This window comes from Azospirillum canadense, assembly GCF_025961225.1.
Lineage (GTDB): Bacteria > Pseudomonadota > Alphaproteobacteria > Azospirillales > Azospirillaceae > Azospirillum > Azospirillum canadense.
In genome coordinates this window covers 694,789-717,101 of record NZ_JAOQNG010000010.1, presented here as the reverse complement: position 1 = coordinate 717,101, position 22,313 = coordinate 694,789, and the positions used below count along the sequence as shown (strand labels likewise).

The 22,313-nt window shown below is 69.6% G+C and carries 24 protein-coding genes; 20 read left to right on the top strand and 4 right to left on the bottom strand.

Features of this window, described 5'->3' with window-relative positions; genetic code table 11:
* Both feoB and M2351_RS39050 read left to right on the top strand, forming a co-directional pair.
* On the top strand, positions 1-1,884 hold the full coding sequence (gene feoB / locus M2351_RS39055; RefSeq protein WP_264661352.1) for a ferrous iron transporter B: 1,884 nt from the start codon (positions 1-3) through the stop codon (positions 1,882-1,884).
* Between the two features lie 15 nt (positions 1,885-1,899).
* On the top strand, positions 1,900-2,064 hold the full coding sequence (locus tag M2351_RS39050; RefSeq protein WP_264661351.1) for a FeoB-associated Cys-rich membrane protein: 165 nt from the start codon (positions 1,900-1,902) through the stop codon (positions 2,062-2,064).
* Between the two features lie 464 nt (positions 2,065-2,528).
* On the opposite strand, the gene tcuB is transcribed toward M2351_RS39050, so the two are convergent.
* The gene (gene tcuB / locus M2351_RS39045) at positions 2,529-3,647 is read right to left on the bottom strand and encodes a tricarballylate utilization 4Fe-4S protein TcuB (RefSeq protein ID WP_264661350.1); all 1,119 of its coding nucleotides are present in this window, start codon (positions 3,645-3,647) and stop codon (positions 2,529-2,531) included.
* Positions 3,634-5,007 carry an FAD-dependent tricarballylate dehydrogenase TcuA gene (gene tcuA, locus M2351_RS39040; protein ID WP_264661349.1) on the bottom strand — a complete coding sequence of 458 codons (1,374 nt, stop codon included), beginning with the start codon at positions 5,005-5,007 and terminating at the stop codon, positions 3,634-3,636. Before tcuA ends, tcuB begins: the two co-directional genes overlap by 14 nt.
* Before the next feature lie 287 nt (positions 5,008-5,294).
* Here tcuA and ubiT point away from each other — a divergent pair, with 287 nt between their 5' ends.
* The 14 genes from ubiT (at position 5,295) to M2351_RS38970 (ending at position 15,895) form a co-directional block, all read left to right on the top strand.
* Entirely contained in the window at positions 5,295-5,936 is a 642-nt protein-coding gene (ubiT, locus tag M2351_RS39035; protein WP_264661348.1) for a ubiquinone anaerobic biosynthesis accessory factor UbiT, read from the top strand.
* Between the two features lies 1 nt (position 5,937).
* Positions 5,938-6,924, top strand: coding sequence for a ubiquinone anaerobic biosynthesis protein UbiU (gene ubiU, locus M2351_RS39030; RefSeq protein WP_264661347.1), 987 nt, complete (start codon positions 5,938-5,940; stop codon positions 6,922-6,924).
* A 14-nt stretch (positions 6,925-6,938) separates the two neighbouring features.
* The gene (gene ubiV / locus M2351_RS39025; protein WP_264661346.1) at positions 6,939-7,853 is read left to right on the top strand and encodes a ubiquinone anaerobic biosynthesis protein UbiV; all 915 of its coding nucleotides are present in this window, start codon (positions 6,939-6,941) and stop codon (positions 7,851-7,853) included.
* A 19-nt stretch (positions 7,854-7,872) separates the two neighbouring features.
* Positions 7,873-8,034, top strand: coding sequence for a hypothetical protein (locus M2351_RS39020; RefSeq protein WP_264661345.1), 162 nt, complete (start codon positions 7,873-7,875; stop codon positions 8,032-8,034).
* A 26-nt stretch (positions 8,035-8,060) separates the two neighbouring features.
* Positions 8,061-8,237, top strand: coding sequence for a hypothetical protein (locus M2351_RS39015; protein WP_264661344.1), 177 nt, complete (start codon positions 8,061-8,063; stop codon positions 8,235-8,237).
* Between the two features lie 223 nt (positions 8,238-8,460).
* Positions 8,461-8,646 carry a hypothetical protein gene (locus M2351_RS39010; RefSeq protein WP_264661343.1) on the top strand — a complete coding sequence of 62 codons (186 nt, stop codon included), beginning with the start codon at positions 8,461-8,463 and terminating at the stop codon, positions 8,644-8,646.
* A gap of 60 nt (positions 8,647-8,706) precedes the next feature.
* Positions 8,707-8,928 (top strand): hypothetical protein, encoded by a 222-nt coding sequence (locus tag M2351_RS39005; protein ID WP_264661342.1) that lies wholly within the window; start codon positions 8,707-8,709, stop codon positions 8,926-8,928.
* Positions 8,928-9,311: a hypothetical protein gene (locus tag M2351_RS39000; protein ID WP_264661341.1), complete on the top strand. Its 384-nt coding sequence runs from the start codon at positions 8,928-8,930 to the stop codon at positions 9,309-9,311. The genes M2351_RS39005 and M2351_RS39000 overlap by 1 nt, the downstream gene beginning before the upstream one ends.
* Positions 9,312-9,611: 300 nt before the next feature.
* Positions 9,612-10,574, top strand: a complete 963-nt coding sequence (locus tag M2351_RS38995) for a DMT family transporter (RefSeq protein ID WP_264661340.1) — start codon at positions 9,612-9,614, stop codon at positions 10,572-10,574.
* 120 nt (positions 10,575-10,694) lie between these two features.
* Positions 10,695-11,639, top strand: a complete 945-nt coding sequence (locus tag M2351_RS38990; RefSeq protein WP_264661339.1) for a sugar kinase — start codon at positions 10,695-10,697, stop codon at positions 11,637-11,639.
* A 4-nt stretch (positions 11,640-11,643) separates the two neighbouring features.
* A complete protein-coding gene (locus M2351_RS38985) occupies positions 11,644-12,351 on the top strand; it encodes a GntR family transcriptional regulator (protein WP_264661338.1) in 708 nt (235 codons plus the stop codon).
* The gene (eda, locus tag M2351_RS38980) at positions 12,348-12,986 is read left to right on the top strand and encodes a bifunctional 4-hydroxy-2-oxoglutarate aldolase/2-dehydro-3-deoxy-phosphogluconate aldolase (protein ID WP_264661337.1); all 639 of its coding nucleotides are present in this window, start codon (positions 12,348-12,350) and stop codon (positions 12,984-12,986) included. The genes M2351_RS38985 and eda overlap by 4 nt, the downstream gene beginning before the upstream one ends.
* 4 nt (positions 12,987-12,990) lie before the next feature.
* Positions 12,991-14,019 (top strand): Gfo/Idh/MocA family protein, encoded by a 1,029-nt coding sequence (locus M2351_RS38975; RefSeq protein ID WP_264661336.1) that lies wholly within the window; start codon positions 12,991-12,993, stop codon positions 14,017-14,019.
* A gap of 370 nt (positions 14,020-14,389) precedes the next feature.
* Positions 14,390-15,895, top strand: a complete 1,506-nt coding sequence (locus tag M2351_RS38970; RefSeq protein WP_264661335.1) for a tagaturonate reductase — start codon at positions 14,390-14,392, stop codon at positions 15,893-15,895.
* Positions 15,896-15,965: 70 nt separating this feature from the next.
* Here M2351_RS38970 and M2351_RS38965 read toward each other — a convergent pair whose 3' ends face one another.
* A complete protein-coding gene (locus tag M2351_RS38965; RefSeq protein ID WP_264661334.1) occupies positions 15,966-18,068 on the bottom strand; it encodes a methyl-accepting chemotaxis protein in 2,103 nt (700 codons plus the stop codon).
* A 45-nt stretch (positions 18,069-18,113) separates the two neighbouring features.
* On the opposite strand from M2351_RS38965, the gene M2351_RS38960 reads away from it, so the two are divergent.
* Positions 18,114-18,488, top strand: coding sequence for a hypothetical protein (locus M2351_RS38960; protein ID WP_264661333.1), 375 nt, complete (start codon positions 18,114-18,116; stop codon positions 18,486-18,488).
* On the opposite strand, the gene M2351_RS38955 is transcribed toward M2351_RS38960, so the two are convergent.
* Entirely contained in the window at positions 18,467-19,243 is a 777-nt protein-coding gene (locus tag M2351_RS38955) for a GntR family transcriptional regulator (protein WP_264661332.1), read from the bottom strand. The two genes, M2351_RS38960 and M2351_RS38955, sit on opposite strands and share 22 nt — an antisense overlap.
* Before the next feature lie 400 nt (positions 19,244-19,643).
* On the opposite strand from M2351_RS38955, the gene kdgT reads away from it, so the two are divergent.
* Genes kdgT through kduI form a run of 3 tightly spaced genes read left to right on the top strand, consistent with a single transcriptional unit; the run spans position 19,644 to position 22,312 of the window.
* The gene (kdgT, locus tag M2351_RS38950) at positions 19,644-20,654 is read left to right on the top strand and encodes a 2-keto-3-deoxygluconate transporter (protein WP_264661331.1); all 1,011 of its coding nucleotides are present in this window, start codon (positions 19,644-19,646) and stop codon (positions 20,652-20,654) included.
* 42 nt (positions 20,655-20,696) lie between these two features.
* Positions 20,697-21,449, top strand: a complete 753-nt coding sequence (locus tag M2351_RS38945; RefSeq protein ID WP_264661330.1) for a 2-keto-4-pentenoate hydratase — start codon at positions 20,697-20,699, stop codon at positions 21,447-21,449.
* A gap of 26 nt (positions 21,450-21,475) precedes the next feature.
* Complete coding sequence (kduI, locus tag M2351_RS38940) at positions 21,476-22,312, top strand: 5-dehydro-4-deoxy-D-glucuronate isomerase (RefSeq protein ID WP_264661329.1); 837 nt, start codon at positions 21,476-21,478, stop codon at positions 22,310-22,312.
* Position 22,313: the final 1 nt, after the last annotated feature.

Genomic DNA, 22,313 nt, shown 5'->3' with positions numbered 1-22,313 from the left:
ATGTCGGTCCAGGCATCCGCTGTCGAGCCGCCGCGCATCGCGCTGGTCGGCAACCCCAACTGCGGCAAGACCGCGCTGTTCAACGCGCTCACCGGCTCCCGCCAAAAGGTGGCGAACTATCCCGGCGTGACGGTGGAGCGGAAGACCGGCCATGCGGTCGGCCCGCTCGGCCGCCGCGTGCAGGTGATCGACCTGCCCGGCACCTACAGCCTGCGCGCCCGCTCCCCCGACGAAGAGGTGACGCGCGACGTCGTGCTCGGCCGCTTTGCGCACGAAGAGGGGCCGGACGCGTTGGTCTGCGTCGCCGACGCCACCAACCTGCGCCTGAACCTGCGGCTGGTCGTCGAGATGAAGCGGCTCGGCCGCCCGATCATCCTGGCGCTCAACATGATGGACGCGGCGGACAAGCGCGGCTGCCGCATCGACGTGGCGGCGCTGTCAGCCATGCTCGGCGTGCCGGTGGTGCCAACGGTCGCCATCCGCAGCGGCGGGGTCGCCGGCCTGCTGGACGAGATCGAGCGGACCGTCGCGTCCGTCGCCAGCTCCGCGGAACCTTGCCGGTGGAGCGAGCCATCCTCGCGGGAGCTGCGCGCCTACCACCAGGAGGTGGAGGCGATTCTCGCCCGCTGCGTCACCGACGCCGGGCTGCCGCCGCTGGCGACGCAGCGCGTTGACACGGTCCTGCTGCACCCGGTCTTCGGGCTGTTCTTCTTGTTCGCCGTGCTGTTCCTGATGTTCCAGGCGGTGTTCGCCTGGGCTGCGGCCCCGATGGAGCTGATTGACGGCGCCATCGGCGGGCTGAAGGACTGGGTCGGAACGGTCCTGCCGGACGGCGCGCTGCGCAGCCTGCTGACCGACGGGATCATCGCCGGCGTCGGCAGCGTGGTCATCTTCCTGCCGCAGATCCTCGTGCTGTTCTTCTTCATCCTGGTGCTGGAGGCGACCGGCTATCTGGCCCGCGCCGCATTCCTGCTAGACCGGTTGATGGGCGGGGTCGGGCTGCACGGGCGCGCCTTCATTCCGCTGCTGTCCAGCTTCGCCTGCGCGGTGCCCGGCGTCATGGCCGCGCGCACCATCGAGAATCGGGCCGACCGGCTGGCGACCATCATGATCGCCCCCCTGATGACCTGTTCGGCCCGCCTGCCCGTCTACACGCTGCTGATCGCCGCCTTCGTGCCGGACGAGCCGGTGCTGGGCGGCATGGTCGGGCTGCCGGGGCTGGTGATGTTCGCGCTCTACGCGGCGGGCATCCTGTCGGCCCTGTCGGTCGCCTTCGTCCTGAAGCGCACCGTCTTCCGGGGGGCGCGCGAGCCGTTGCTGATGGAGCTTCCGGCCTACCGGCTGCCCAACCCGCGCGACATCGCGCTCGGCCTGTTCGAGCGGGCGAAGGTCTTTCTGGCGCGGGCCGGCACGACGATCTTCGCGCTGATGATCGTGATGTGGTTCCTGGCGAGCTTCCCCGGAGCCCCGGATGGCGCGACGGAGCCGGCCATTCATTATTCGGTCGCCGGCATGATCGGCCACGCGCTGGAACCGCTGCTGGCACCCATCGGCTTCCCCTGGCAGATCGCCGTGGCGCTCGTGCCCGGCATCGCGGCGCGGGAAGTCGCGGTGGGCGTACTGGGCACCATCTACGCGCTGAGCGGCAGCGGGGAGGCTCTGCACGCCTCGCTCGCCGGCGTGCTGGCGGGGTCCTGGAGCCTGCCGACAGCCCGGTCGCTGCTCGCCTGGTACGTCTTCGCCCCGCAATGCCTCGCCACCCTGTCGGTCGTGCGGCGGGAGACGAACGGCTGGTTTTGGCCGGCCGTCATGTTCGCCTACATGATCGCCCTGGCCTACGGCGCGGCCTTCGTGGCCTTCCGCATCGCCTCACACCTTCTGTGACGGAGGGATCCGGCCATGGGACAAGACCTGATCGTGTACCTGATCGTCGCGCTGGCCGCGGGCTGGCTCGCGCGGCGCGTCCTGCCGACCTTTCGGCGCAAGGCATCGCCTCGGCCGGTGCCGAACCCCTGCGGCCGCTGCACCGGCTGCGGCCCGAAGGGCGGCGGCGGGTGCCACTGATACCGGAGGCGTTTTATGGAAGCCGACAATCGCCTCCGGTTCAAACCCGACAGAACATGGCGCAGCCATGTGCGAAAGAGGCATACGGCCGGCCGTTCATGGAACTGTTTATGCGCCGGCCGTATGATAGGGCGCGTCGGACGGGCTCCGCCGAAGACATATCGCCTTTGCCGCCGTGAAACGCTGGCCCACTCCGTGGTTTTCTCTGGGCATGGACGACGAGGAACTCTTTGCGCACTCGCGGCGCCTTCGCGCGAAAGCCCAGGAACTCCGGGAGCGTTATCGCGCGCTGCTCGCCGTTCGACAAGCCTTGCTCCAGCGCCTTCACGGCGTCGCGGCGAGCCCGGAGCCTCCCGGGGGGGGGGCGCACGACCGAGCGCCCGACGAATAGGTTTCCGCACGCGCATCGGCCCGGCGGCCTGATTCGTGAACAGGACTCCGCCACCACCGATCCCTACACCGGATCACCGGCCGCTTGCGTGCCGCTCCAACGCTGCGCGCAGCAGGGCGGCGAAGCGGAACGGGGCGTGCAGGAACTTGCCGTAGGGAAGCGTCGCGAACAGGGCGAGGACGACACCCAGATGGACCAGCAGAAGCGGCCCCATCAGGGGCGTCTCCCGCGCGACCAGCAGCGCCAGCCCGCTGGCGGCCACTAGAAACAGCTGGACCAAAAGCGCCCGGTCGGCGCCGGACAGCTCCGGCGCGACGGGTCCCGGATCGGCGCCGCGCTTCAGCCACGCCAGTCCGGCGGTTCCGATCAGGATGCCCACCCCGCCCAGCGTCCCCAGCAGCACCGGCGCGCTGAGCAGCGGGTACGGCGCCGGCCAGCCCAGCGCATGATCATAGACGGTCGCCACGGCCGTCGCGGCGAAGCAGGAGGCCACGCCATAGGCCATGGCGTGGTGGAACCGCCGCCGCGCCCGCGAGAATCGCTCGTCCCGATCGTTGCAGCCCGCTCCCCCGCCCCCGAGGTTGCGCAGGGTCGCCGCGTCGCGCAGGGCCTCGCGCAGGGCCGGCCGCCACGCCACACCGGGCGGCAGCGGTCCCATGCCGCGCCAGAAGGACAGGATGGCGCCCCCGATTGCCAGCAACGACCATCCGACCGCGAGCCCCGCGCTCCCGGCGAGGAGGCCCCAGGGCACGACCCGGTAGAAGGCCCCGGGATCGACGTGCCGCCCCAGCAGGACCTCCGGCGGAATCCACACGATGCCGAACGCCAGGCAGACCGCCACGGCCAGCAAATGCACGCCGAGCACGAACCGTCCGTCGTTTCGGAACCACGGCGCCAGCGGCCGCGGCCAGACATGGTCCTGGTAGGTCCGATGCCGGACCCAGCTCAGGCTCCGCGGCACGTTGACGTCGAAGCCGTGCGGCGGCGCGTACTGGCAGGCGTGGTAGCAGGTCCGGCAGCTGTGGCAGAGGTTGGAGAGGAATGCCAAATCCGCCAGCGTCACATCGCGCCGGCGCTTCAACGCCGGGAACACGGCGCAATAGGCGTCGCAGAACTGGCAGGCGTTGCAAAGCTCCAGCACCCGTCGGGCCTCCGCGGCGTCCATACCTGGTGCGCCCTCATCGACGCGCATGGGCCGCGGCCTCCCGCCCCGCGATGCGCCCGAAGACGGCGCCGATGGTCATGGCGATGCCGGCAAGGTAGCCCCGGCCGATGACGTTGGGCGCCATGATCACCCCGGCCGCGAAAATCCCGTCCATCGGAATCCCGCACCGATCCAGCACGCGCGCCCGCTCGTCGACGCGGACGCCGAGTTGGGTGGAGGTCAGCCCCGCCCGCACCGGGTAGGCGCCGAAGGGCGGAACGGCGATGGGCGCGGCCTGCCGACTCTTCGGCGGATCGAGCCCCTCCGTCCGCCAATCCGGCAGCCCGCCGCCGGATCGGATCGCGGCGTTGTAGGCGCCCACCGTCTGTTCCAGCGCCTTCGGCGCGATCCCCAGCGCCACCGCCAACTCCCCAACGCTTCCGGCCCGGATCGCCGGAAAGATCGACGGGCGGAAGCGCCGCTCGATCACCGAATCGAAGATCGAAAATGCCAGTCCTTCCGCGCAACGCGCCACGCGGTCGCCCCAGACGGAGAAGCGCGTCGGCCCGATGTCGGACCCTTCATCCGCAAAGCGGCGCCCATCCCGATCGACCACGACTCCCTGCGCAAGGCCGTCCAGCCGCGTGACGATGCCGCCATCAAAACGGGGCGACCGCGCGTCCACCGCCACCATGTGCCCGCACCCCGCATCCCCGACCGGCGCGGCCCCAAGGTCCAGCAGGCCCTTCAGCACCGTCCCCGTGGCGTGGGGCGTTCCGCGCGTCACGATCTGGTCCGCCACCGCCCCCCAACACTCCCGGAGCCAATCGCCGTTGGCCTGGAACCCGCCGGACGCGGCGACCACCGCCCCGGCGGACAGAACCTGCTCGCCGTCCAGGCACCGGACGGTGACCGACGGCGCCAGTCCTTCACCCAGGTCAAGCCAGTACACCTCGCTGTCATAGCGGATGTCGACGCCCAGCCGCGCCGCGGTTTCATACAGCGCGTTCACCAGCGCCTTCCCGCCGCCATGGAAGAAGGCCGTCTTGCGGGAATAGGGCAGGTTCCCGTCGCCCGCGTCCTGAAAGCGGACGCCGTTCTCCGAAAGCCAGCCCACGATCCCCGCGGACTCGCCGATCAGCCGGTCCGCCACCACGTCGTCCATCCGCCCGCCCGTCACGCGGCGCAGATCGGACCGAACGTCATCGGCATCGTAACGCCCCTGGATGAAGGGCGTCGGCCCGTCGTGCATGATCCGGAAATTGCGGGAGTGGCGGGCGTTGCCGCCGCGCAGAGCCTTTGGCGCGCTTTCCAGCATCAAAACGGACGCGCCCGACCGGCGGGCGGAGATGGCGGCGCACAGCGCGGCGGCCCCGCCGCCCACCACCACGACATCGCAACGGCGCACGATATGCTCATCGAACCGGAAGGCGCGGACGGGCCGCGCCGGGGGATGCGCTTTATGCACCATCGCCGCGGCCGAGACCGGGACATTCCCTGCGTCCCCCCTGCGACACCTTAACGCGTCCCCCTCGACGCGGAAGCGCTGATATATTAGTTCCCGCCTTCAATGAGCGGAACCGCCATCGCCTGCACATCGCAGCCCTGTGTTCCGCCCGTGACTTGTTCCGCCCGTGACTGCGCGCCCGGCGGCCCTTGCGTCCTCCGACGACCCGCAAGCGCAAAAGGACCACGATGTCGACACATAGCCATGACGAGGCGGCGGGCACGTCCCGCATTGGACGCCCGTTGGAAACGACCGTCGCGGCGCTCGCCTTGCGGCTGGCCCGCGCGGTCGGCCCGCGCCTCGGCAATCCGGTCCTCGACCGGCTGTCCCAGGTCTTCGCCCGGCGCCATCCCCGCGCGGCGGAGGCCCTGGCGGAACTGCCTGCCTCCACGGTGCTCGTGGATCCGGTGGACCTGCCCTCAGGCCTGCTGCTTCGGCTCGGCCCTGGCGGGCTGCGGCTGCGCCTGTGCGACGCCGTCGACGCCAGCGCGGACGCCGTGGTGCGCGGACGTTTCGGCGCCCTGCTCGACCTCGCGGCGGGGCGGATCGACGGCGACGCGCTGTTCTTCCGACGCGACCTGACCATCGCTGGCGACACCGCGCTGGTGGTCGCCCTGCGCAACGCGCTGGACGGGGAAGACATCGACCTCCTCATCGAGATCGACGCCGCCGCTGGCCCCATCGGCCGCTTCGGCCCCGAGGCACGTCGGCACGCCGCCCGCCTTGCTGAAACGCTGGGCGGCCTGCGGTCGGCCCTTCTGCGCCCCGAAGCGCGGCGCCTCGACGCGCTGGAGCGCCGGGTCGCCCGTGTCGAATCCAGGGAGCCGTGACGTGGCGCATTTCGAACTGATCTGCCCGGCCGGGACCCCGGCCGCCCTGCGCGCCGCCGTCGACGCCGGCGCGGACGCCGTCTATTGCGGATTCCGCGACGCGACCAACGCGCGCAACTTCCCCGGCCTGAACTTCTCCGTCCGCGAGATGGCGGAGGGCATCGCCTACGCCCACGGCCGCGGGTGCAAGCTGTTCATCGCCATCAACACCTACCCAACGGCCGGCAGCCCCGGCCCCTGGCATCAGGCGGTGGACCAAGCGGCGTCACTCGGCGCCGACGCGGTGATCCTCGCCGACTTCGGGCTGCTGGACTACGCCGCGCGCCGGCACCCGCGACTGAAGCTGCACCTGTCGGTGCAGGCGTCGGCCGCCAACGCCGACGCCGTGACGCTCTACCGCGATGTTTTCGGCGTCCGGCGCGTGGTCCTGCCGCGCGTGCTAACGGTGCCGGACATCGCCCGGCTGACCGCGGAGACCGGCGTGGAGACGGAGGTCTTCGTCTTCGGCGGCCTCTGCCCGATGGCGGAGGGGCGCTGTTCCCTGTCGTCCTACGCAACCGGCCAGTCGCCGAACCGGCAGGGCGTGTGCTCCCCGGCCAGCCATGTCCGTTACGAACCGCGTGGCGCAACCCTGGTGTCGCGGCTCGGAGATTTCACCATCAACCGATTCGAGGATGGCGAAGCCGCGGGCTATCCGACCCTGTGCAAGGGCCGCTTCGTCGCGCGCGGCCAAGCCTCCTACCTGTTCGAGGAGCCGACCAGCCTGAACGCCATCGCGCTGTTGCCGGAGCTGAAGGCCGCGGGCGTTCGCGCGCTGAAGATCGAGGGGAGGCAGCGCGGCAAGGCCTACATCGCCGCCGTGGTCGGCGCCTACCGGCAGGCGCTGGACAGCTTCGACCGCACCGGCCGGGCCGAGGTGCCGCAATTGGCCGACGTGATCGAGGGCCGGCGCGACACCACCGGCGCCTACACCCGCGGCTGGCGATGAAAGAGGCCCCAACCATGAGCGCACCACAACTCACCCTGGGCCCACTGCTGTTCAATTGGCCGCTCGCCGCCTGGCGCGACTTCTACGCGCGCATTGCCGACGAGGCACCGGTGGACACCGTCCATCTCGGCGAGATTGTCTGCTCCAAGCGCGCGCCTTTCTTTGCGGACCACCTGCCCGACGTGATCGAGCGGCTGACCGCCGCCGGCAAGCGCGTGCTGCTGTCGACCCCGATCCTGGTGACGACCGACAAGGAACGGGCGGCCGTCCGCGACCTGCTCGCCATGGAAGGCGTCGCGTTCGAAGCGAACGACACCGGCGCGCTGCTCCACCTCGCCGGGCGCCCGCACGCCGTCGGGCCGTACGTCAACGTCTACAACGAGGGCACCCTGGCCTGGCTGGCTGCGCGCGGCGCCACGTCGGTGACGCTGCCTGCCGAATTGCCGGAATCCTCCGTCCGCGCCATCGCTGCCGCCGCCGCCCCGCTCGGCGTTGCGGTGGAGGTGCAGGTCTTCGGCCGCATTCCGCTGGCCATCTCGGCCCGCTGCTACCACGCGCGCTCGCACGGGCTTCACAAGGACGGCTGCCAGTTCGTCTGCGGAGAGGACGCCGACGGCCTTCCCGTCGACACGCTGGACGGCGAGCCCTTCCTGGCCGTCAACGGCCTGCAAACGCTGTCGCGCCGCTACCTCACGCTCGCCGGCCGGTTGGACGCCTTGCGGAGCCTCGGCGTGTCCCGTTTCCGCCTGTCGCCCCACACGGTCAACATGGTGGAGGTCGCGCGCCTTTTCCGCGCCGTGCTCGACGGCACCCTGTCCGGCGCCGACGCGGACGCCCGCGTGGCGGAGCGCGTCGGCGAGGCCGGCATCACCAACGGCTTCCTTCTCGACCGGCCCGGCGCCGACTGGGTCGGCACGGTCCACCCCTGAGCCACGAAGAGTCACGATCATGCATTACTATCCCTACCCGTTCCGCCCCGATCCGACGCACCGCAAAGGCCCGGACAAGGCGTTCCTCCTGCGGCGCATCGAAGCTGCGCTCCACACCGGCGATCCGATCTTCCTCGTCGTCATCGCCGCCCTTCTCGGGATGCTGCTCGCCATCCTGTGACGGGGATGACCGGCCGAGGCACAGTCATGTCCATAGAAACGATGCACTTCCTGAGCGCTGAGGACGCGATCCCGTTCCTGCAACGCAACGGATTCAAGTTCCTGGAAGCACCGGGACGCTGGTGGAAAGGAGTCGACGGCAAGCTCGTCCGGGCCGAAATGCACATTTCGGCCTACGGGGCGCTTCTGGTGATCTCCGGATAGTCTCTGGGACGCCGCGGCAACTCGACGCAGACCGGATTCCTCACAGGGCTCCTCCCGGCAAAACTGGTATTACCACAGCATTCGCTGCTCCGGCCGATACGCGCCCGCCCAGCGACGCGGATCACGCCGATCCCGCACGACAAGGCCCCCTCCGCCGCGCGCTTCTTCCGACGCGCCCCCCGTGCGAAGGCCGGCCCCAAACCTCACACGATGGCAAACGATCATGTCGTTCAACACCCTCGACCAAGCCTTGCAGACCGCCAGCGACCAGACCTACGCGCTGGACCAGTCCGCCCACATCACCAGTGATGGCCGCCGCTTCTTCGTCGAAGGCGTGGACCCGAACTGGAACGAGTTCCGGACCGTGCTGAAGGTCGCGCCGACGCACCTCGCGCGGCGGGTGAACTGAGCCGCTGCGGCGGCGGTACGCAACAGCCAAAGTCTAACGACCCGCAAGCGAGGTCCGACGATGAAGCCGATGGATACGAATGGCGATGCCTTGGAACCCATCAACGCCGAGCGGTGGCTGGAGCGGCTGGCCGCGGGTGAGACTCCCCGCGATGGCTGGGAGCCGGTCTGCCGGGATCTGCTTCTCGCCTACAGCCGCTTGCAACGGGAGCACAGCCGTGTCATGAGCCAGATGGTTCGCATTTTGCGCATCGTGAGTCCGGAATTTGGGGATCCGCGCTGATGGGCGAGATCATCGGATTCGACATCGTCGAACAAAAACGCTGGGAACGCCTGCTGGTCAGGCTGGCCGAGACGCTCGACCGGGTCCGCGCATCCTGCGAGACCGAACTCGCAGCCTACACGATCCTGGCCGGCCCGATCGGCTACCGCAGCGACTATCCGGAAACGGCCGCCGCCATCGCCGGCACCCTGACCTACGTCGACGCCCGCATGCAACTGCTGACCGCTGGCGCCCTGTCCACCGACGCGCTTGCCGAGGCAAGCCGCTTGCTCGACGACCTGCGCGCCAACGAGCCGCGCTGGGCGGCGCTCTTCCTGGAGGAACGCGACCGCATCCACGCGCTGCGCACCACTCCGCCGCGCGGCTTCGGCGGCGCGAGCTGACACGACCGCCCCCACTTTTTGTCCGCCCCCGCAAAAAGGGCTTGCGTCAAATGTGATATACTAGTATAGCTTTTTTCGTTCGGTTATCCTTTGAAGCCCATTCGGCCGTCACAGCCTTCGTGTTGTCCGACCGGTTGGCGTTTCTCCAAAAGCGACTTCAAGGCCACCAGGGCTCCCCCCGGGTGGCCTTTTTCTTTTCGGACGCTCGCGTCCCGGAGCGGCCTTTGAATGGCAGCCATGCTGCATCGCACAAGATTCGCCCGTGCGCTCCTTCCGTTCCCTACCTAGACTTGCCCCGCCATGCCCGACTGCTCCCCCACCGCCCCCGCCGCGCTGTCCGCAGAAGCCGCAACCACCGCCGCCATGCCCGCCCGCCGGGACGACCCGCTGCGCGGGATTTTGCTGGTCGTCGTCGCGGTGTTCTTCTTCTCCTGCTCCGACGCGACCGCGAAATACCTCAGCCAGACCCTGCCCTCCATCGAGATCGGCTGGATGCGCTACGTCGGCTTCTCGACGCTGCTTCTACCGCTGATGATGCGCGGCGGGCCGGAGGTCGTGCGGACGGCACGCCCCGGCCTGCAAGTCCTGCGCGGGCTCGGCATGCTGGGGTCGGCGCTGTTCTTCATCATGGGCATGCGCTACCTGCCGCTGGCCGAGGCGGCGGCCACCAGCTACGTCTCGCCGGTCTTCGTCACCATCCTGTCGATCCTGATCCTGAACGAGAAGATCGGCGTGCGGCGCTGGGCGGCCGTGCTGGTTGGGCTGATGGGCGTGCTGATCGTGATCCGTCCGGGCGGCGCCGCGTTCCAGCCCGCCGCCATCTTCCCCATCCTGTCGGCGATGAGCTGGGCGACCGGCGTGGTTATCACCCGCAAGATGACCGGGCAGGAACGCCCGGCCACCACGTTGATCTGGACCGCGCTGACCGGCCTTGCCGTGCTGACCGCCCTGCTGCCCTTCGATTTCGCGGTGCCGACCTGGCGGGAAATCGCGCTGGGCGGGCTGATCGGCGTGGTGTCCACCATCGCGCAATGGCTGCTGGTCCAGGCCTACCGCTACGGCGACGCTTCGGTACTGGCCTCCTACTCCTACATCCAGATCGTCTGGTCGTCGATGATGGGGTATCTTGTGTTCGGCGCGATGCCGGACCACTGGACCTTTGTCGGCGCCGGCGTCATCATCGCGAGCGGCGTCTACACCGCGCACCGCGAACGGATCCGGCAGAAGGAACGCGCCGCATCACAGGTTCCCGCGGTGGCGTGATCGCCGCAGGGTGAGCGGCCGGCAAGGCCGATAACCCTTGCATGGCGGCGTGATATATTAATATATTTATCCGAAGCGCCGGGTACGGACCCACAAACGACCGGCGGACGGAGGATGAGCATGAGTGTTTCCGCGAAGCGGGTGGCTTCCCTCGGCGAGTGCATGTTGGAGATGGTCCGCCGTCCCGACGGCGCCTTCACCATGGGCTTCGGCGGCGACACGCTGAACACCGCCGTCTATCTGGCCCGGCTCGGCGCCCCGGTGGACTACGTCACCGCGCTGGGCGACGACCCGAACAGCGACGCCATGGTCGCCGCCTGGAGCGCCGAGGGCGTGGGCACCGGCCATGTGCTGCGCGTGCCCGGCCGCGTGCCGGGGCTCTACATGATCGAAACCGATGACAAGGGGGAGCGCCGCTTCCTCTACTGGCGCGACGCCGCCCCGGCCCGCGAGCTGTTCGTCCTGCCGCAGTCGCCGGCTCTGATCGCCGACCTTGAGACCTACGACCTGCTCTACCTCTCCGGCATCAGCCTGGCGATCTGGGGCGAGCGCGGGCGCGAGGTTCTGTTCCCCCTGCTCGACCGCCTGCGCGAGCGCGGCGGCCGCGTCGCCTTCGACACCAACTGGCGCCCCCGCCTGTGGCCGGACAAGGAAACGGCGCAGCGCGCTTACGACGCCATGTTCCGGCGCGCCGACATCGCCCTGCCCGGCGTGGAGGACCTGCGCGGCCTGTACGGCGACACCGACGCCGCCGCGGCGCTGGCCCGCGTGCGCGCCGCCGGCGTGCCGGAGATCGTGCTGAAGCTGGAACAGCCCGGCTGCATCGTCGCCACCGCGGACGGGTTCCAGGAGGAGGTGCCCTGTCAGAAGGTCGCCAATGTCGTGGACACCACCGCGGCCGGCGACAGCTTCTCCGCCGGCTACCTCGCCGCCCGCCTGCAAGGGCGCGGCCCGGTGGAGGCCGCCCGTGCCGCCCACCGCATCGCCGCCGTCGTCATCCAGCACCGCGGCGCCATCATCCCGCGTGAGGCGACGGACGCCGTGCTCGCCCAGGACGTCGGGTAGCGCCATGGGACCCGCCCCCCTCCCCCGCGCCGCCCAACGCGGCACAACGGCGGCGGCGGCGATCTACCGCGACCTGCGCAACGAGATCGTGTCGCTCCGCCGCAAACCCGGCGAGCCCATTTCCGAAAAGCAGATCGCAGAAGCGGCCGGCGTCAGCCGCACGCCCGTCCGCGAGGCGGTGCTGCGCCTGTCCGATGAGGGCCTGATCGAGGTCTTCCCGCAATCGGGCACCTTCGTCGCCCGTATCCCCATCGCCGCCCTTCCGGAAGCCAGCCTGATCCGAAAGACGTTGGAGCAGCAGACCGCCCGCCTCGCCGCCGAGCGCGCCACGCGCAGCCAGATCGCGGCGTTGCGCGCCAACGTCGAGCGTCAGCATGAGGTGGACGTCGCCGACGACGCCGACGGTTTCCACCAAGCCGACGAAAGCTTCCACGCGCTGATCGCCGAGATCGCCGGCTGTCCCGGTTTCTGGCCGATCGTGCAGCAGGTGAAGGTGCAGATCGACCGCTGCCGCCGCCTGACCCTGCCGGTGCGCGGCCGCATGTCCACCGTGATCGCGGAGCATGAGGCCATCGTCGCCGCGATCGCCGCCGGTGACCCGGAGGCTGCCGCCCGCGCGCTGAGCGCCCATATCGATGGCCTGCTGCTGACGATCGACGACGTGCGGCACGCCACCCCCCTCTATTTCTCTCTTCCCGAGGCCAAGCCATGACTGTTCCCCGCCTTGAACCCTCCCTGACCGGCGCCCGGATCGTCCCGGTGCTGGTGCTCGACAACCCGGCCGAGGCCGTTCCGCTGGCCGAGGCGCTGGTCGCCGGCGGCCTGACCACGCTGGAGATCACCCTGCGCACGCCGGGCGCGCTCGCCTGCGCGGAAGCGATCGCCGCCAAGGTGCCGGGCGCGCTGGTCGGGCTCGGCACGCTGATCCGGCCGGAGCAGTTCGCCCAGGCCCGCGACGTCGGCGCCCGCTTCGTCGTCAGCCCCGGCCTGACCGACCGGCTGGCCGAGGCCGCCAAGGCCGCCGGCCTGCCCTACCTGCCGGGCATCGCCACGGTGACCGAGGCGCTGATCGCCTACGAGCACGGTTTCCGCGAGCTGAAGTTCTTCCCCGCCATGCTGAACGGCGGCGCCCCGGCGCTCCGTGGCATGGCCCCGCTCCTCCCCGAGATCCGCTTCTGCCCGACCGGCGGCATCAAGGCGGAGAATGTCCGAGAGATCCTGTCCCTGCCCAACGTCTTCGCGCTCGGCGGCACGTGGCTGACCCCGGCCGACGCTGTCAAGGAGCGCCGCTGGGCCGCCATCGAGCGCCTCGCCCGCGAGGCCTCCACTCTCGCAACGCAGGTCTGAGTCCGTGCGGCGGCGCGTCGGCGTGATCGGGCTGGGCATGGCGGCGACGCCCCACGCCCAGAGCCTGCTGGATCTGGCGGACCGGGTGGAGGTGGCCGGCGGATTCAGCCCCTCCCCCGCCCGGCGCGCCGCCTTCGGCGAACGCTTCGGCCTGCCGGTGGTGGACCGGATGGAGACGCTGCTGGACGACCCGACCTTGTCGGCGATCCTGCTGCTGACCCCGCCGGACAGCCACGCCGAGTTGGTGGCGCGCTGCGCCGCCGCGGGCAAGCATGTGCTGCTGGAAAAGCCGCTGGACGCCACGCCGGAGGGCTCCCGCACCGTGGTCGAAACCATGGAACGCGCCGGCCTGACTCTGGGCGTTGTCCTGCAGCACCGCTTCCGCGCGGCGGCCGAGCGGCTGACCGACCTGCTGCGCGACGGCGCGCTGGGCGACCCGCTGACCACCTCCGTGATCATCCGCTGGTGGCGCGACGGCGACTATTACGCCCAGCCCGGCCGCGGCATGAAGGCGCGCGATGGCGGCGGCGTGCTGCTGACCCAGGCCATCCACACGCTGGACCTGTTCGTCAGCCTGTTCGGCCTGCCGAGCCATGTCGCTGCCTTCGCGGCGACCAGTGGGCTGCGCCCCATCGACACTGAGGACATGGTCACGGCCTCCCTGCGCTTCGAGAATGGAATGCTGGCCACGGTCGACGCCACCACGGTCGCCTTCCCCGGCTTCCCCGAACGCATCGAGATCGCCGGCACCAAGGGCTCCGCCATCCTGTCCGGCGACCGCCTGGAGGTCCAACTCCACAGCGGCGAGACCATTCGCGCCGGGGAGACGGCCGGCACGCTCGGCGGCGGCGCCGACCCCATGGCCTTCGCCAACACCCACCACCGCGCCGTCCTGTCCGACTTCCTGGACGCGCTCGACCGCGGCGGCAACCCGCGCGTCACCGGCCGCGAGGCGCTGAAAGTGCACCGCCTGATCGAGACGATCCTGGCGGCGTCGCAAGCCTTCGCGGTGACGTCAGTCGCGACGCACTGATCTGCACGGAGTGTATTCCCCTCTCCCGCCTCGGGAGAGGGAGGGGGCCGCCGCAGGCGGGAGGGTGAGGGTCGTGGAAGGATAATCCACTGGTCCTCGTGCGACCCTCACCCGGCTCTCAGCGGATGCCCTTGGCATCCGCCTGACGCCGTCAGCGCTGGCCTTAGGCCAGCGCGATAGGCCTTTCGGGCCACCCTCTCCCGGGACGGGAGAGGGATATGGCGCCACGCGCATTTTGCCGCACCCCCGTCCAACCCCCGGAAACCCCGCAAAAGGCCACCGCGCAAGGGAGCATCCCACAGCCGGAATCCCTTGCCTCCATAACTGATATATTAATATAATACGCCATCTCCCGATAAGGAATTCCATCATGGCCCAGCTCTCCCGTGACCTCCTCGCTGGCGGCTCGCTCGATGTCGCGCACACCGCCGGCGCGCCGGTGCTTCCCGTCACCATCCTGCAGGTGGGCGACGGAAACTTCCTGCGCGGCTTTGTCGACTGGATGGTCGACGTCGCCAATGGCCGCGGCCTGATGGGCGCCGGCGTCGCCGTGGCCCAGCCGCTGGCCCAGGGCATCGCCGGCCTGCTGAAGGCGCAGGACGGCCTCTACACCGTCCTGCTGCGCGGCATCGAGCAGGGCCGCGAGGTCGAGGAGCGCCGCGTGGTCAGCTGCGTGTCCGACGCGCTCGACCCCTACACCGACTGGGAGCGGATGGTCGCCTACGCCACGGTGCCCCAGCTGCGCTTCGTCGTGTCCAACACCACCGAGGCCGGCATCGCCGACGTGGAAGAGCCCTACACCCCCGGCATCTGCCAGCAGAGCTTCCCGGCCAAGGTCGCCGCACTGCTGCACGCCCGCTTCAAGGCGCTGGGCGGCACGGCCGCGACCGGCCTGGTCTTCCTGCCCTGCGAGCTGATCGAGGCCAACGGCGCCAACCTGAAGCGCATCGTGCTCGCCCACGCCAAGCGCTGGGGCCTGGAATCCGGCTTCGCCGCCTGGGTGGAGGCGCACAACCACTTCCTGAACACGCTGGTCGACCGCATCGTCCCCGGCTATCCGCGCGACGAGGCCGCGGCCCTCACCGCCAAGTGGGGCTACGAGGACACGCTGGCCGTGGCCGGCGAGCCCTTCCACGTCTGGGTCATCGAAGGTCCGGCGGCCCTGGCGGAAGAGTTCCCGCTGCACAAGGCCGGCCTGAACGTGGTGTGGACCGACGACCTGAAGCCCTACCGCAGCCGCAAGGTGCGCATCCTGAACGGCGCCCACACGGCAAGCGCGCTGGCCGCCCATGGCGCGGGCATCGACACGGTGAAGGGCATGATGGACGACGCCACCCTGTCGGCCTACCTGTCCAAGGTGATGTTCGAGGAGATCGTCCCCTACGTCCCCCTGCCCGAGGCGGAGCGCCAGGACTACGCCCGCACGATCATGGAGCGGTTCGGCAACCCCTACATCCGGCACGAGCTGATCTCGATCGCCCTGAACTCCGTGTCGAAGTGGGCCGTGCGCGTGCTGCCCAGCCTGAAGGACGCGGTGGCCGCCAGGGGTGAGGCGCCGGAGGGGCTGTCCTTCTCGCTGGCCGCGCTGCTGCGCTTCTACCAGGGCACGCTGGCGGAAGGCGCCTACACCGGCACGCGCGACGCCGGCGCCTATTCAATCAAAGACGACGCGGCGGTGATCGCGGCCATGGCCGCGGCCTGGGCGACGAACGGCAACGACGCGGCGGCGCTGGTCAACACGGTGCTGGCCGACGCCCGGCTGTGGGGCGAGGACCTGACCCGCATCCCCGGCCTCGCGGTCCGCACCGCCGCCCACCTTGCCGCCATCCAAACCAAGGGCGTGCGCGGCGCGTTGAAGGACCTGTTGGGCGCCTAAGCACGGCGCGTTTCTGACCATACCGACAACGAAGGAAGGGGGCGAAAACCCCCTTCCTTTTTTGTTGCCGTCACGCTGTGCGGACCGCCGCGATGAAGCCGGTCACCTCGTGGCGCAGCTGTTCCGCCTCCCGCGCCAGCCGGCCGGAGGCTTCGAGCACTTGCGCCGACGCCGCCCCGGTCTCCGCGACGGAGTGGTTGACCCCGACGATGGTCGAGGACACCTCGCCGGTGCCGCGGGCCGCCTGCGCGATGTTGCCGGCAATGTCGCGCGTGGCGACGCCCTGCTGCTCCACGGCGGCGGCGATGGCGGTGGCGACCTCGCTGATCTGGCCGATGGTCAGGCCGATGCCCTGGATGGCCGACTGGGCGCCGGCCGTCGCCGATTGGATTTCCTTCACCCGCGCTTGGATGTCGTCGGTGGCCTTGGCCGTCTGGTTGGCGAGGTTCTTCACCTCGCTGGCGACCACGGCGAAGCCCTTTCCGGCCTCCCCGGCCCGCGCCGCTTCGATCGTCGCGTTCAGCGCCAGCAGGTTGGTCTGGCCGGCAATCGAGTTGATCATCGCCATCACATGGCTGATCTGCTCCGCGGCGTCGACGAGGCTGCGCATGGTCGCGTTGGTCTGCTCGGCCTGCGATACGGCCTCCCCGGTCACCTGGGTCGAGGTGGCGACCTGCCGCCCGATCTCGGAGATGGAGGCCGACAGCTCCTCGGTCGCCGAGGCCACCGTCTGCACATTGACGGAGGCCTGCTCCGACGCCGCGGCGACGGTCGTCGCCTGCTCGCCGGCGTGCTCCGCGATGTGGGCCATGGCGTTGGCCGTGCTCTGCATCTCCGTCGCGGCGGAGGCAACGGTCTCCACGATGCCAGTCACCTTGGCGTCGAACGCGCCGAACAGTTGCTCCAGCCGGGCGGTGCGCCGTTCCTTATCGGCGTTCTCCGCAGCCTGTTCGGCGGCCAGCCGCTCCGCCGTGATCATGCTGTCGCGGAAGACCAGCACGGCCGCCGCCATGCCGCCGACCTCGTCGGACCGGCCGACGCCGGGGATCGCCGCCGTCATGTCGCGCTGCGCCAGACGGCGCATGGATTCGGTCATCGCGCGGATCGGCCCGCTGACACGCCGCTGGGCAAAGACGAAGCCGACCAGCGTGAGGGCGACCGCGATGACGAGGGTCACGGCCGCGAGGATCGCCTCGCGCGTCGCGCGGGCGGCCTCCTGGTCCGCGTGGGCGACCATCCGTTCGACCGCCGCGTGGGCGGCGTCGACAATGTATCCCTGGGCGACCGTGTCCTGCCTGCGCAGTGTGACGATGTCCACGTCGGGCCGCTTGCCGGCGGACAGGGCGGACAGGATTGCCGCCCGCTGCTCGACCAACGGGCCATCGAAGTTCACCTTGGCCCGGTCGACCGCCTCCCGGATGGGGGCCGGCGTGTCGGGACGGGAGGCGGCCTCCGTGACCAGGGCCCAGGACTGTGCGCTCCGCCCGTTGAGGTCGGCCACGGCGAGCGAGTCGGCCGGCGTCCAGGCTTGGCCCGTGGCCACGGCGGTCTGGATGCGGAATGCCATGGCCCCGGCGTTCAGCCGCGTGGTCCAAGCGGCGCGCTTGACCCCGAGCAGATGATCCACCACCGGGTCGGCGAGTTTCAGGGACGCGTCGAGCAGATCGGTCATCGCCATCAGCGCGTCCAGGTAGGCGAGCGGGACCGTTGCCCACGAGGCGACGATGCCCTGGTCGCGGGCATCCTTGCGCAGACGCGCCGCGGAATCCGCCTTCGGCCGCAAGCCCGCCATGGCGTCGTGCGCCGCCCGCAGGCGGTCGAGCGCCGGGCGCAGTCCGGGCGCGTCCACCCCCGCAACCACCGTCACGACGGCGTCATAGCCGGACTCCGCGGTCTGGCGGTTCGCCGCGATCTCCTGCTCGTCGTTCGCGGAAATGGCGGCGTCGGCGCCCAGCGCCGGCGTCAGCAGTCCCCGTTCGAGACGGACCGCAAGCAAAGCCCGAAGAAGTTCACGGCTCGTCGTGCTGAGGGTTGCAACGCGGTGGGCGCTCTGGGTGCGCTCGACCACGTCGACGAGGGTTTTGGCGCTGACCGCGATCAGCAAAAGCCCCAAGGCAGCAACAATCAACCCAAGCGTCGCCCGGATTGTCAGGCGCTGGAAGGAATTTTTCATGGGTGAGGCTCACGAAAAGCGAGCGGCGTGATGACGGAGCCCTGGATGGCTCCGCTCGGTCGCGAACTCAAATTTGGAAGTACGGCGGAAGCTTTGCAGGGATTCAGTACGGCCGTATTGATTTATATCAAATGTGACGCCAAACACCGGCGCGGTACTGGAAGAATGGGCGCTTGCCGTAAAAATGCAGCGGCAAAGGCTTTCTGCGCTGCAGCATTCTATGGCTTTTTTCTTATGCCAGCAGTTGCGCTCGTCTTCGTTCGCGAGCAATGCGGCATTTTAAGTGTTTTTGAAACTGCGCAGCGCCAGCAGTCACACCACCATAGGGCGCAGGACCGGTTGGACGCCGCGCATCAGCCGGCGGCGCCCAGCCGTCCCCCATCGTCACAGGTCGGCGCTTACGGATCGGCGATGAAATAGTCGGGCAGTTGCTTGCTGCGCTCGCCGAACTCGGCCGCCAGCTTTTCCAGATGCAGCTTGATCGCCGCCTCCGCCGCATCGGGCCGGTGTTCGGCAATGGCGGTGACGGCCGCCGCATGCTCGTCCACCAAGCGCACCATGCGACCCGGATCGGGCAGAGTCAGGCGCCGGTAGCGGTCGATCTGCACCTTCACCTGCTGGATCAGGGTCCAGACGCCCGGCAGGCCGGCGACGTCGGCGATGGCGGAGTGAAACTCCTCGTCCGCGCGGTGAAAGGCTTCGGCGTCGCCGGCCTCCGCGGCGGCGCGCTGCCGTGCGATGAGGTCCTTCAACCCCGCCACCTGCTGCGGCGTCGCGCGCTGGGCGGCGTAGCGGGCGGTGGTCTCCTCCAGCGCCGTGCGGATCCTCATGGACTCCGGCAGGTTCGACAGGGGGATGCGGGCGACGAAGGTGCCGCTCTGCGGAAACACCTCCAGCAGCCCTTCGCCGGCCAGCTGCCGCACCGCCTCGCGCACCGGGGTGCGGCTGACCCCGTAGGTCTGGAGCAGATCCTTCTCAATGACCGGCTCCCCCGGCTTGCGCTTCAGCGTCATGATCTCGGCGCGGAGCTGCTGGTAGATGCTCTGCGCCGCCGTGGCCCCGCGTCCGCGGGCGGCGCGCGACGGATGCGGCGCGCGACGACGGCTGGTCGCCGACTCCGAGTCGGCCGTTCCCGCCGCGGGTGTTCCTTCGCCGGTCGTCATGTTCGTGCCCATCGCCGTCCTTCGCCGGTCGGTCCCATGCCGGGGCCGGTTGGCCGATCCTTGTTGTTGGTCGCGGTCTTTGCTTCCCGTCCGGGGCACGCCCGGAGGCTCAAGCAACAGATACAACAGGGAGATCCGGCCACGATAGCGCCTTGTGGCTGCCATGCCGCCATCGCGTCCAGGTGCGGGTCCGGGTGCGGGTGCGCGCACCCCGAAGGCGGTGCCTCCTGCGACAAACTGTCTCCATCCCATCGCAGCGCTGTGACTCAGTCTGTAATACTAGTATTCTAGTTTGCAGAGATCAGGACCGGACGCCGCGACAGGTCATTCCCCGCCGCGGCCAGCCGGATCCCACGCGGCCACAGCGCTCCCACAGAAAAGAATCGGGAGTCGCCCACCAGGAGTGCCGGTAATGGACATCAAAAAGCGCATCGATCGCATCCCCGGCGGGATGATGATCCTCCCCCTGTTTCTTGGCGCCTGCCTGAACACCTTCGCGCCGAACACGGGGAAATTCTTCGGTTCCTTCACCAACGGCCTGATCACCGGCACCCTGCCGATCCTGTCCGTGTGGTTCTTCTGCATCGGCGCCAGCATCAGCCTGAAGGCGACGCCGCTGGTCCTGCGCAAGAGCGGCGTCCTGGTGTCGATCAAGATCATCACCGCGGCGCTGGCCGGCGTCATCGCCTCGCTGTTCATCCCGGCGGAAGGCATCACGTCAGGCTTCTTCACCGGGCTGTCAGTGCTGGCCATCATCGCCGCCATGAACGACACCAACGGCGGCATGTATATGGCGCTGATGCAGCAGTACGGCACCAAGGAGGAAGCCGGCGCCTTCTGCCTGATGTGCCTGGAATCCGGGCCGTTCATGACCATGGTCACGCTGGGCATCGCCGGTCTCGCCAGCTTCCCCTGGCAGACGATGGTCGGCGCGCTGCTGCCCTTCGTCATCGGCTTTGCGCTCGGCAACCTCGACAAGGACCTGCGCGCCTTCTTCAGCCAGGGCGTGTCGGTGATGGTGCCCTTCTTTGCCTTCGCGCTGGGCAACAACCTGAACTTCACGACCATCCTGAACACCGGCCTGCTCGGCATCCTGCTCGGCCTCGCGGTGATCGCGGTCACCGGCGTCACGCTGGTGCTGTCGGACATCTTCCTGGCCAAGGGCAACGGCACGGCGGGCATCGGCGCCGCCTCCACCGCCGGCGCCGCTGTCACGGTCCCGCCCATCATCGCCTCCATTGAGCCGAACTTCGCCCCGGTCGCCCCGGCTGCCACGGCGCTGGTCGCCACCTCGGTCGTCGTCACCTCGCTGCTTACCCCGGTCCTGACCGCCTGGTGGGCGCGCCGCTACGGCGTCCTGTCGCCCCGCTACAAGGCGGCTGAGGCGGCCAAGGCCTCCCTGACCGTCGCCCCCGCGGAATGAGCCTGCGCGCCGACCCGAAGTTCCCTTCCTGAGGACCCCGTCATGAGCACCGTCACCAAAGCCGCCGACCTGCTGACCGGCGCCCGCCGGACCCGCAGCCTCCTCGACACGCTCCCCCCGTCGGCGCGTCCGGCCGACAAGGCCGAGGCTACCGCCATCCAGAACGAGGTCGCGCGCCGGATCGGCCCGGTGACGGCCTGGAAGGTGGGCGCGCCGGGCCCGGACGCCGAGCCGTCCTGCGCCCCGATCAACGCCGCCACCGTCTTCTTTGAGGTGTCCCGCCTGCCGGCGGAGACGTTCCACGTCATCGGGATCGAGGCCGAGGTCGTCTACCGCTTCGGCCGCGACCTTCCGGCCCGCGACAAGCCCTACAGCCGCGAGGAGATTCTGGACGCCGTCGCCTCCGTCCATCCGGGCTTCGAGATCTGCGACACGCGCTTTGCCCAGTACGGTTCGCAGGACGCATTGAGCCATCTGGCCGACCAAGCCAACCACGGCGCGCTGATCGTCGGGCCGGCGGTCGCCGATTGGCGCTCCCTCGACCCGGTGAAGGAGCCGCTGACGCTCGACATCGACGGGGAGCGGCGGATCGACGTGGTCGGCGGCAACAGCGCGGGCGATCCTGTGCGCCTGCTTCAGTGGCTCGCCGACGTCGCCGCCAAGCCCTTCGGCGGCCTCCACGCCGGCGACACGGTGACCACCGGATCCTGCACCGGCACGATTTTCGTCAAGCCCGGCAGCCACAGCGTCGCGACCTTCCGCAACCTCGGCTCCATCCAGCTCACCGTCGGCTGACCCCGGCACAAACACGAGTTCCGATCATGAAGATTACCGTTCGCCACCCCTCCCATCCCGACGCCGTCCGCGGCTACGACACGACGGCGCTGCGCGACCATTTCCTGGTGTCGTCGATGTTCCAGCCCGACGACATCGTCCTGACCTACAGCCACATCGAACGTTTCGTGGTCGGCGGCGCCATGCCGGTCGCCGGTCCCTTGAAGCTGGAAGCCACGAAGGAGATCGGCTCCCCGAACTTCCTCGACCGGCGCGAGCTGGGCGTGGTCAACGTCGGCGGCCCCGGCCGGGTCACCGTGGACGGCGCCGTCTACGATCTGGACACCCGCGACTGCCTCTACGTCGCCATGGGCAGCGCGGACGTGCGCTTCGACAGCCTGGACCGCCGCAATCCGGCCAAGTTCTACCTGAACAGCACGCCGGCCCACGCGCGCTTCGAGACCATGAAGATCTCCATCGCGCAGGCGAAGCAGCGCCACCTCGGCGACCCGTCCACGTCAAACGAGCGAACCATCTTCCAGATGATCCACCCGGACATCTGCAAGACAGCGCAGCTGGTGCTCGGCATGACCATGCTGAAGCCGAACAACATGTGGAACAGCATGCCGTGCCACACGCACGACCGGCGCAACGAGGTCTATTTCTACTTCGACCTGCCGGAAAGCGCGCGCGTCTTCCACTTCATGGGCGAGCCGACGGAGACCCGCCACATCGTCATGGCGAACGAGGAGGCGGTGATCTCTCCGCCCTGGTCGATCCACTGCGGCGTGGGCACGCACAACTACACCTTCATCTGGGCCATGGGCGGCGACAACCAGGCCTTCGACGACATGGACCAGGTTCCCCTGGCCACGATGCGCTGAG

Bases quoted from the DNA above. Each gene is read 5' to 3' on its own strand.
- eda (WP_264661337.1), top strand. From the start codon at position 12,348: ATGACTGTTCCCCGCCTTGAACCCTCCCTGACCGGCGCCCGGATCGTC.
- M2351_RS39050 (WP_264661351.1), top strand. From the start codon at position 1,900: ATGGGACAAGACCTGATCGTGTACCTGATCGTCGCGCTGGCCGCGGGC.
- M2351_RS38995 (WP_264661340.1), top strand. From the start codon at position 9,612: ATGCCCGACTGCTCCCCCACCGCCCCCGCCGCGCTGTCCGCAGAAGCC.
- M2351_RS39005 (WP_264661342.1), top strand. From the start codon at position 8,707: ATGAAGCCGATGGATACGAATGGCGATGCCTTGGAACCCATCAACGCC.
- M2351_RS38965 (WP_264661334.1), bottom strand. From the start codon at position 18,068: ATGAAAAATTCCTTCCAGCGCCTGACAATCCGGGCGACGCTTGGGTTG.
- kduI (WP_264661329.1), top strand. From the start codon at position 21,476: ATGAAGATTACCGTTCGCCACCCCTCCCATCCCGACGCCGTCCGCGGC.
- ubiT (WP_264661348.1), top strand. From the start codon at position 5,295: ATGTCGACACATAGCCATGACGAGGCGGCGGGCACGTCCCGCATTGGA.
- M2351_RS39000 (WP_264661341.1), top strand. From the start codon at position 8,928: ATGGGCGAGATCATCGGATTCGACATCGTCGAACAAAAACGCTGGGAA.
- M2351_RS38945 (WP_264661330.1), top strand. From the start codon at position 20,697: ATGAGCACCGTCACCAAAGCCGCCGACCTGCTGACCGGCGCCCGCCGG.
- M2351_RS38955 (WP_264661332.1), bottom strand. From the start codon at position 19,243: ATGGGCACGAACATGACGACCGGCGAAGGAACACCCGCGGCGGGAACG.
- feoB (WP_264661352.1), top strand. From the start codon at position 1: ATGTCGGTCCAGGCATCCGCTGTCGAGCCGCCGCGCATCGCGCTGGTC.
- M2351_RS39010 (WP_264661343.1), top strand. From the start codon at position 8,461: ATGTCGTTCAACACCCTCGACCAAGCCTTGCAGACCGCCAGCGACCAG.
- M2351_RS38990 (WP_264661339.1), top strand. From the start codon at position 10,695: ATGAGTGTTTCCGCGAAGCGGGTGGCTTCCCTCGGCGAGTGCATGTTG.
- kdgT (WP_264661331.1), top strand. From the start codon at position 19,644: ATGGACATCAAAAAGCGCATCGATCGCATCCCCGGCGGGATGATGATC.
- ubiV (WP_264661346.1), top strand. From the start codon at position 6,939: ATGAGCGCACCACAACTCACCCTGGGCCCACTGCTGTTCAATTGGCCG.
- M2351_RS39020 (WP_264661345.1), top strand. From the start codon at position 7,873: ATGCATTACTATCCCTACCCGTTCCGCCCCGATCCGACGCACCGCAAA.
- M2351_RS38960 (WP_264661333.1), top strand. From the start codon at position 18,114: ATGGCTCCGCTCGGTCGCGAACTCAAATTTGGAAGTACGGCGGAAGCT.
- M2351_RS39015 (WP_264661344.1), top strand. From the start codon at position 8,061: ATGTCCATAGAAACGATGCACTTCCTGAGCGCTGAGGACGCGATCCCG.
- M2351_RS38985 (WP_264661338.1), top strand. From the start codon at position 11,644: ATGGGACCCGCCCCCCTCCCCCGCGCCGCCCAACGCGGCACAACGGCG.
- M2351_RS38970 (WP_264661335.1), top strand. From the start codon at position 14,390: ATGGCCCAGCTCTCCCGTGACCTCCTCGCTGGCGGCTCGCTCGATGTC.
- tcuB (WP_264661350.1), bottom strand. From the start codon at position 3,647: ATGCGCGTCGATGAGGGCGCACCAGGTATGGACGCCGCGGAGGCCCGA.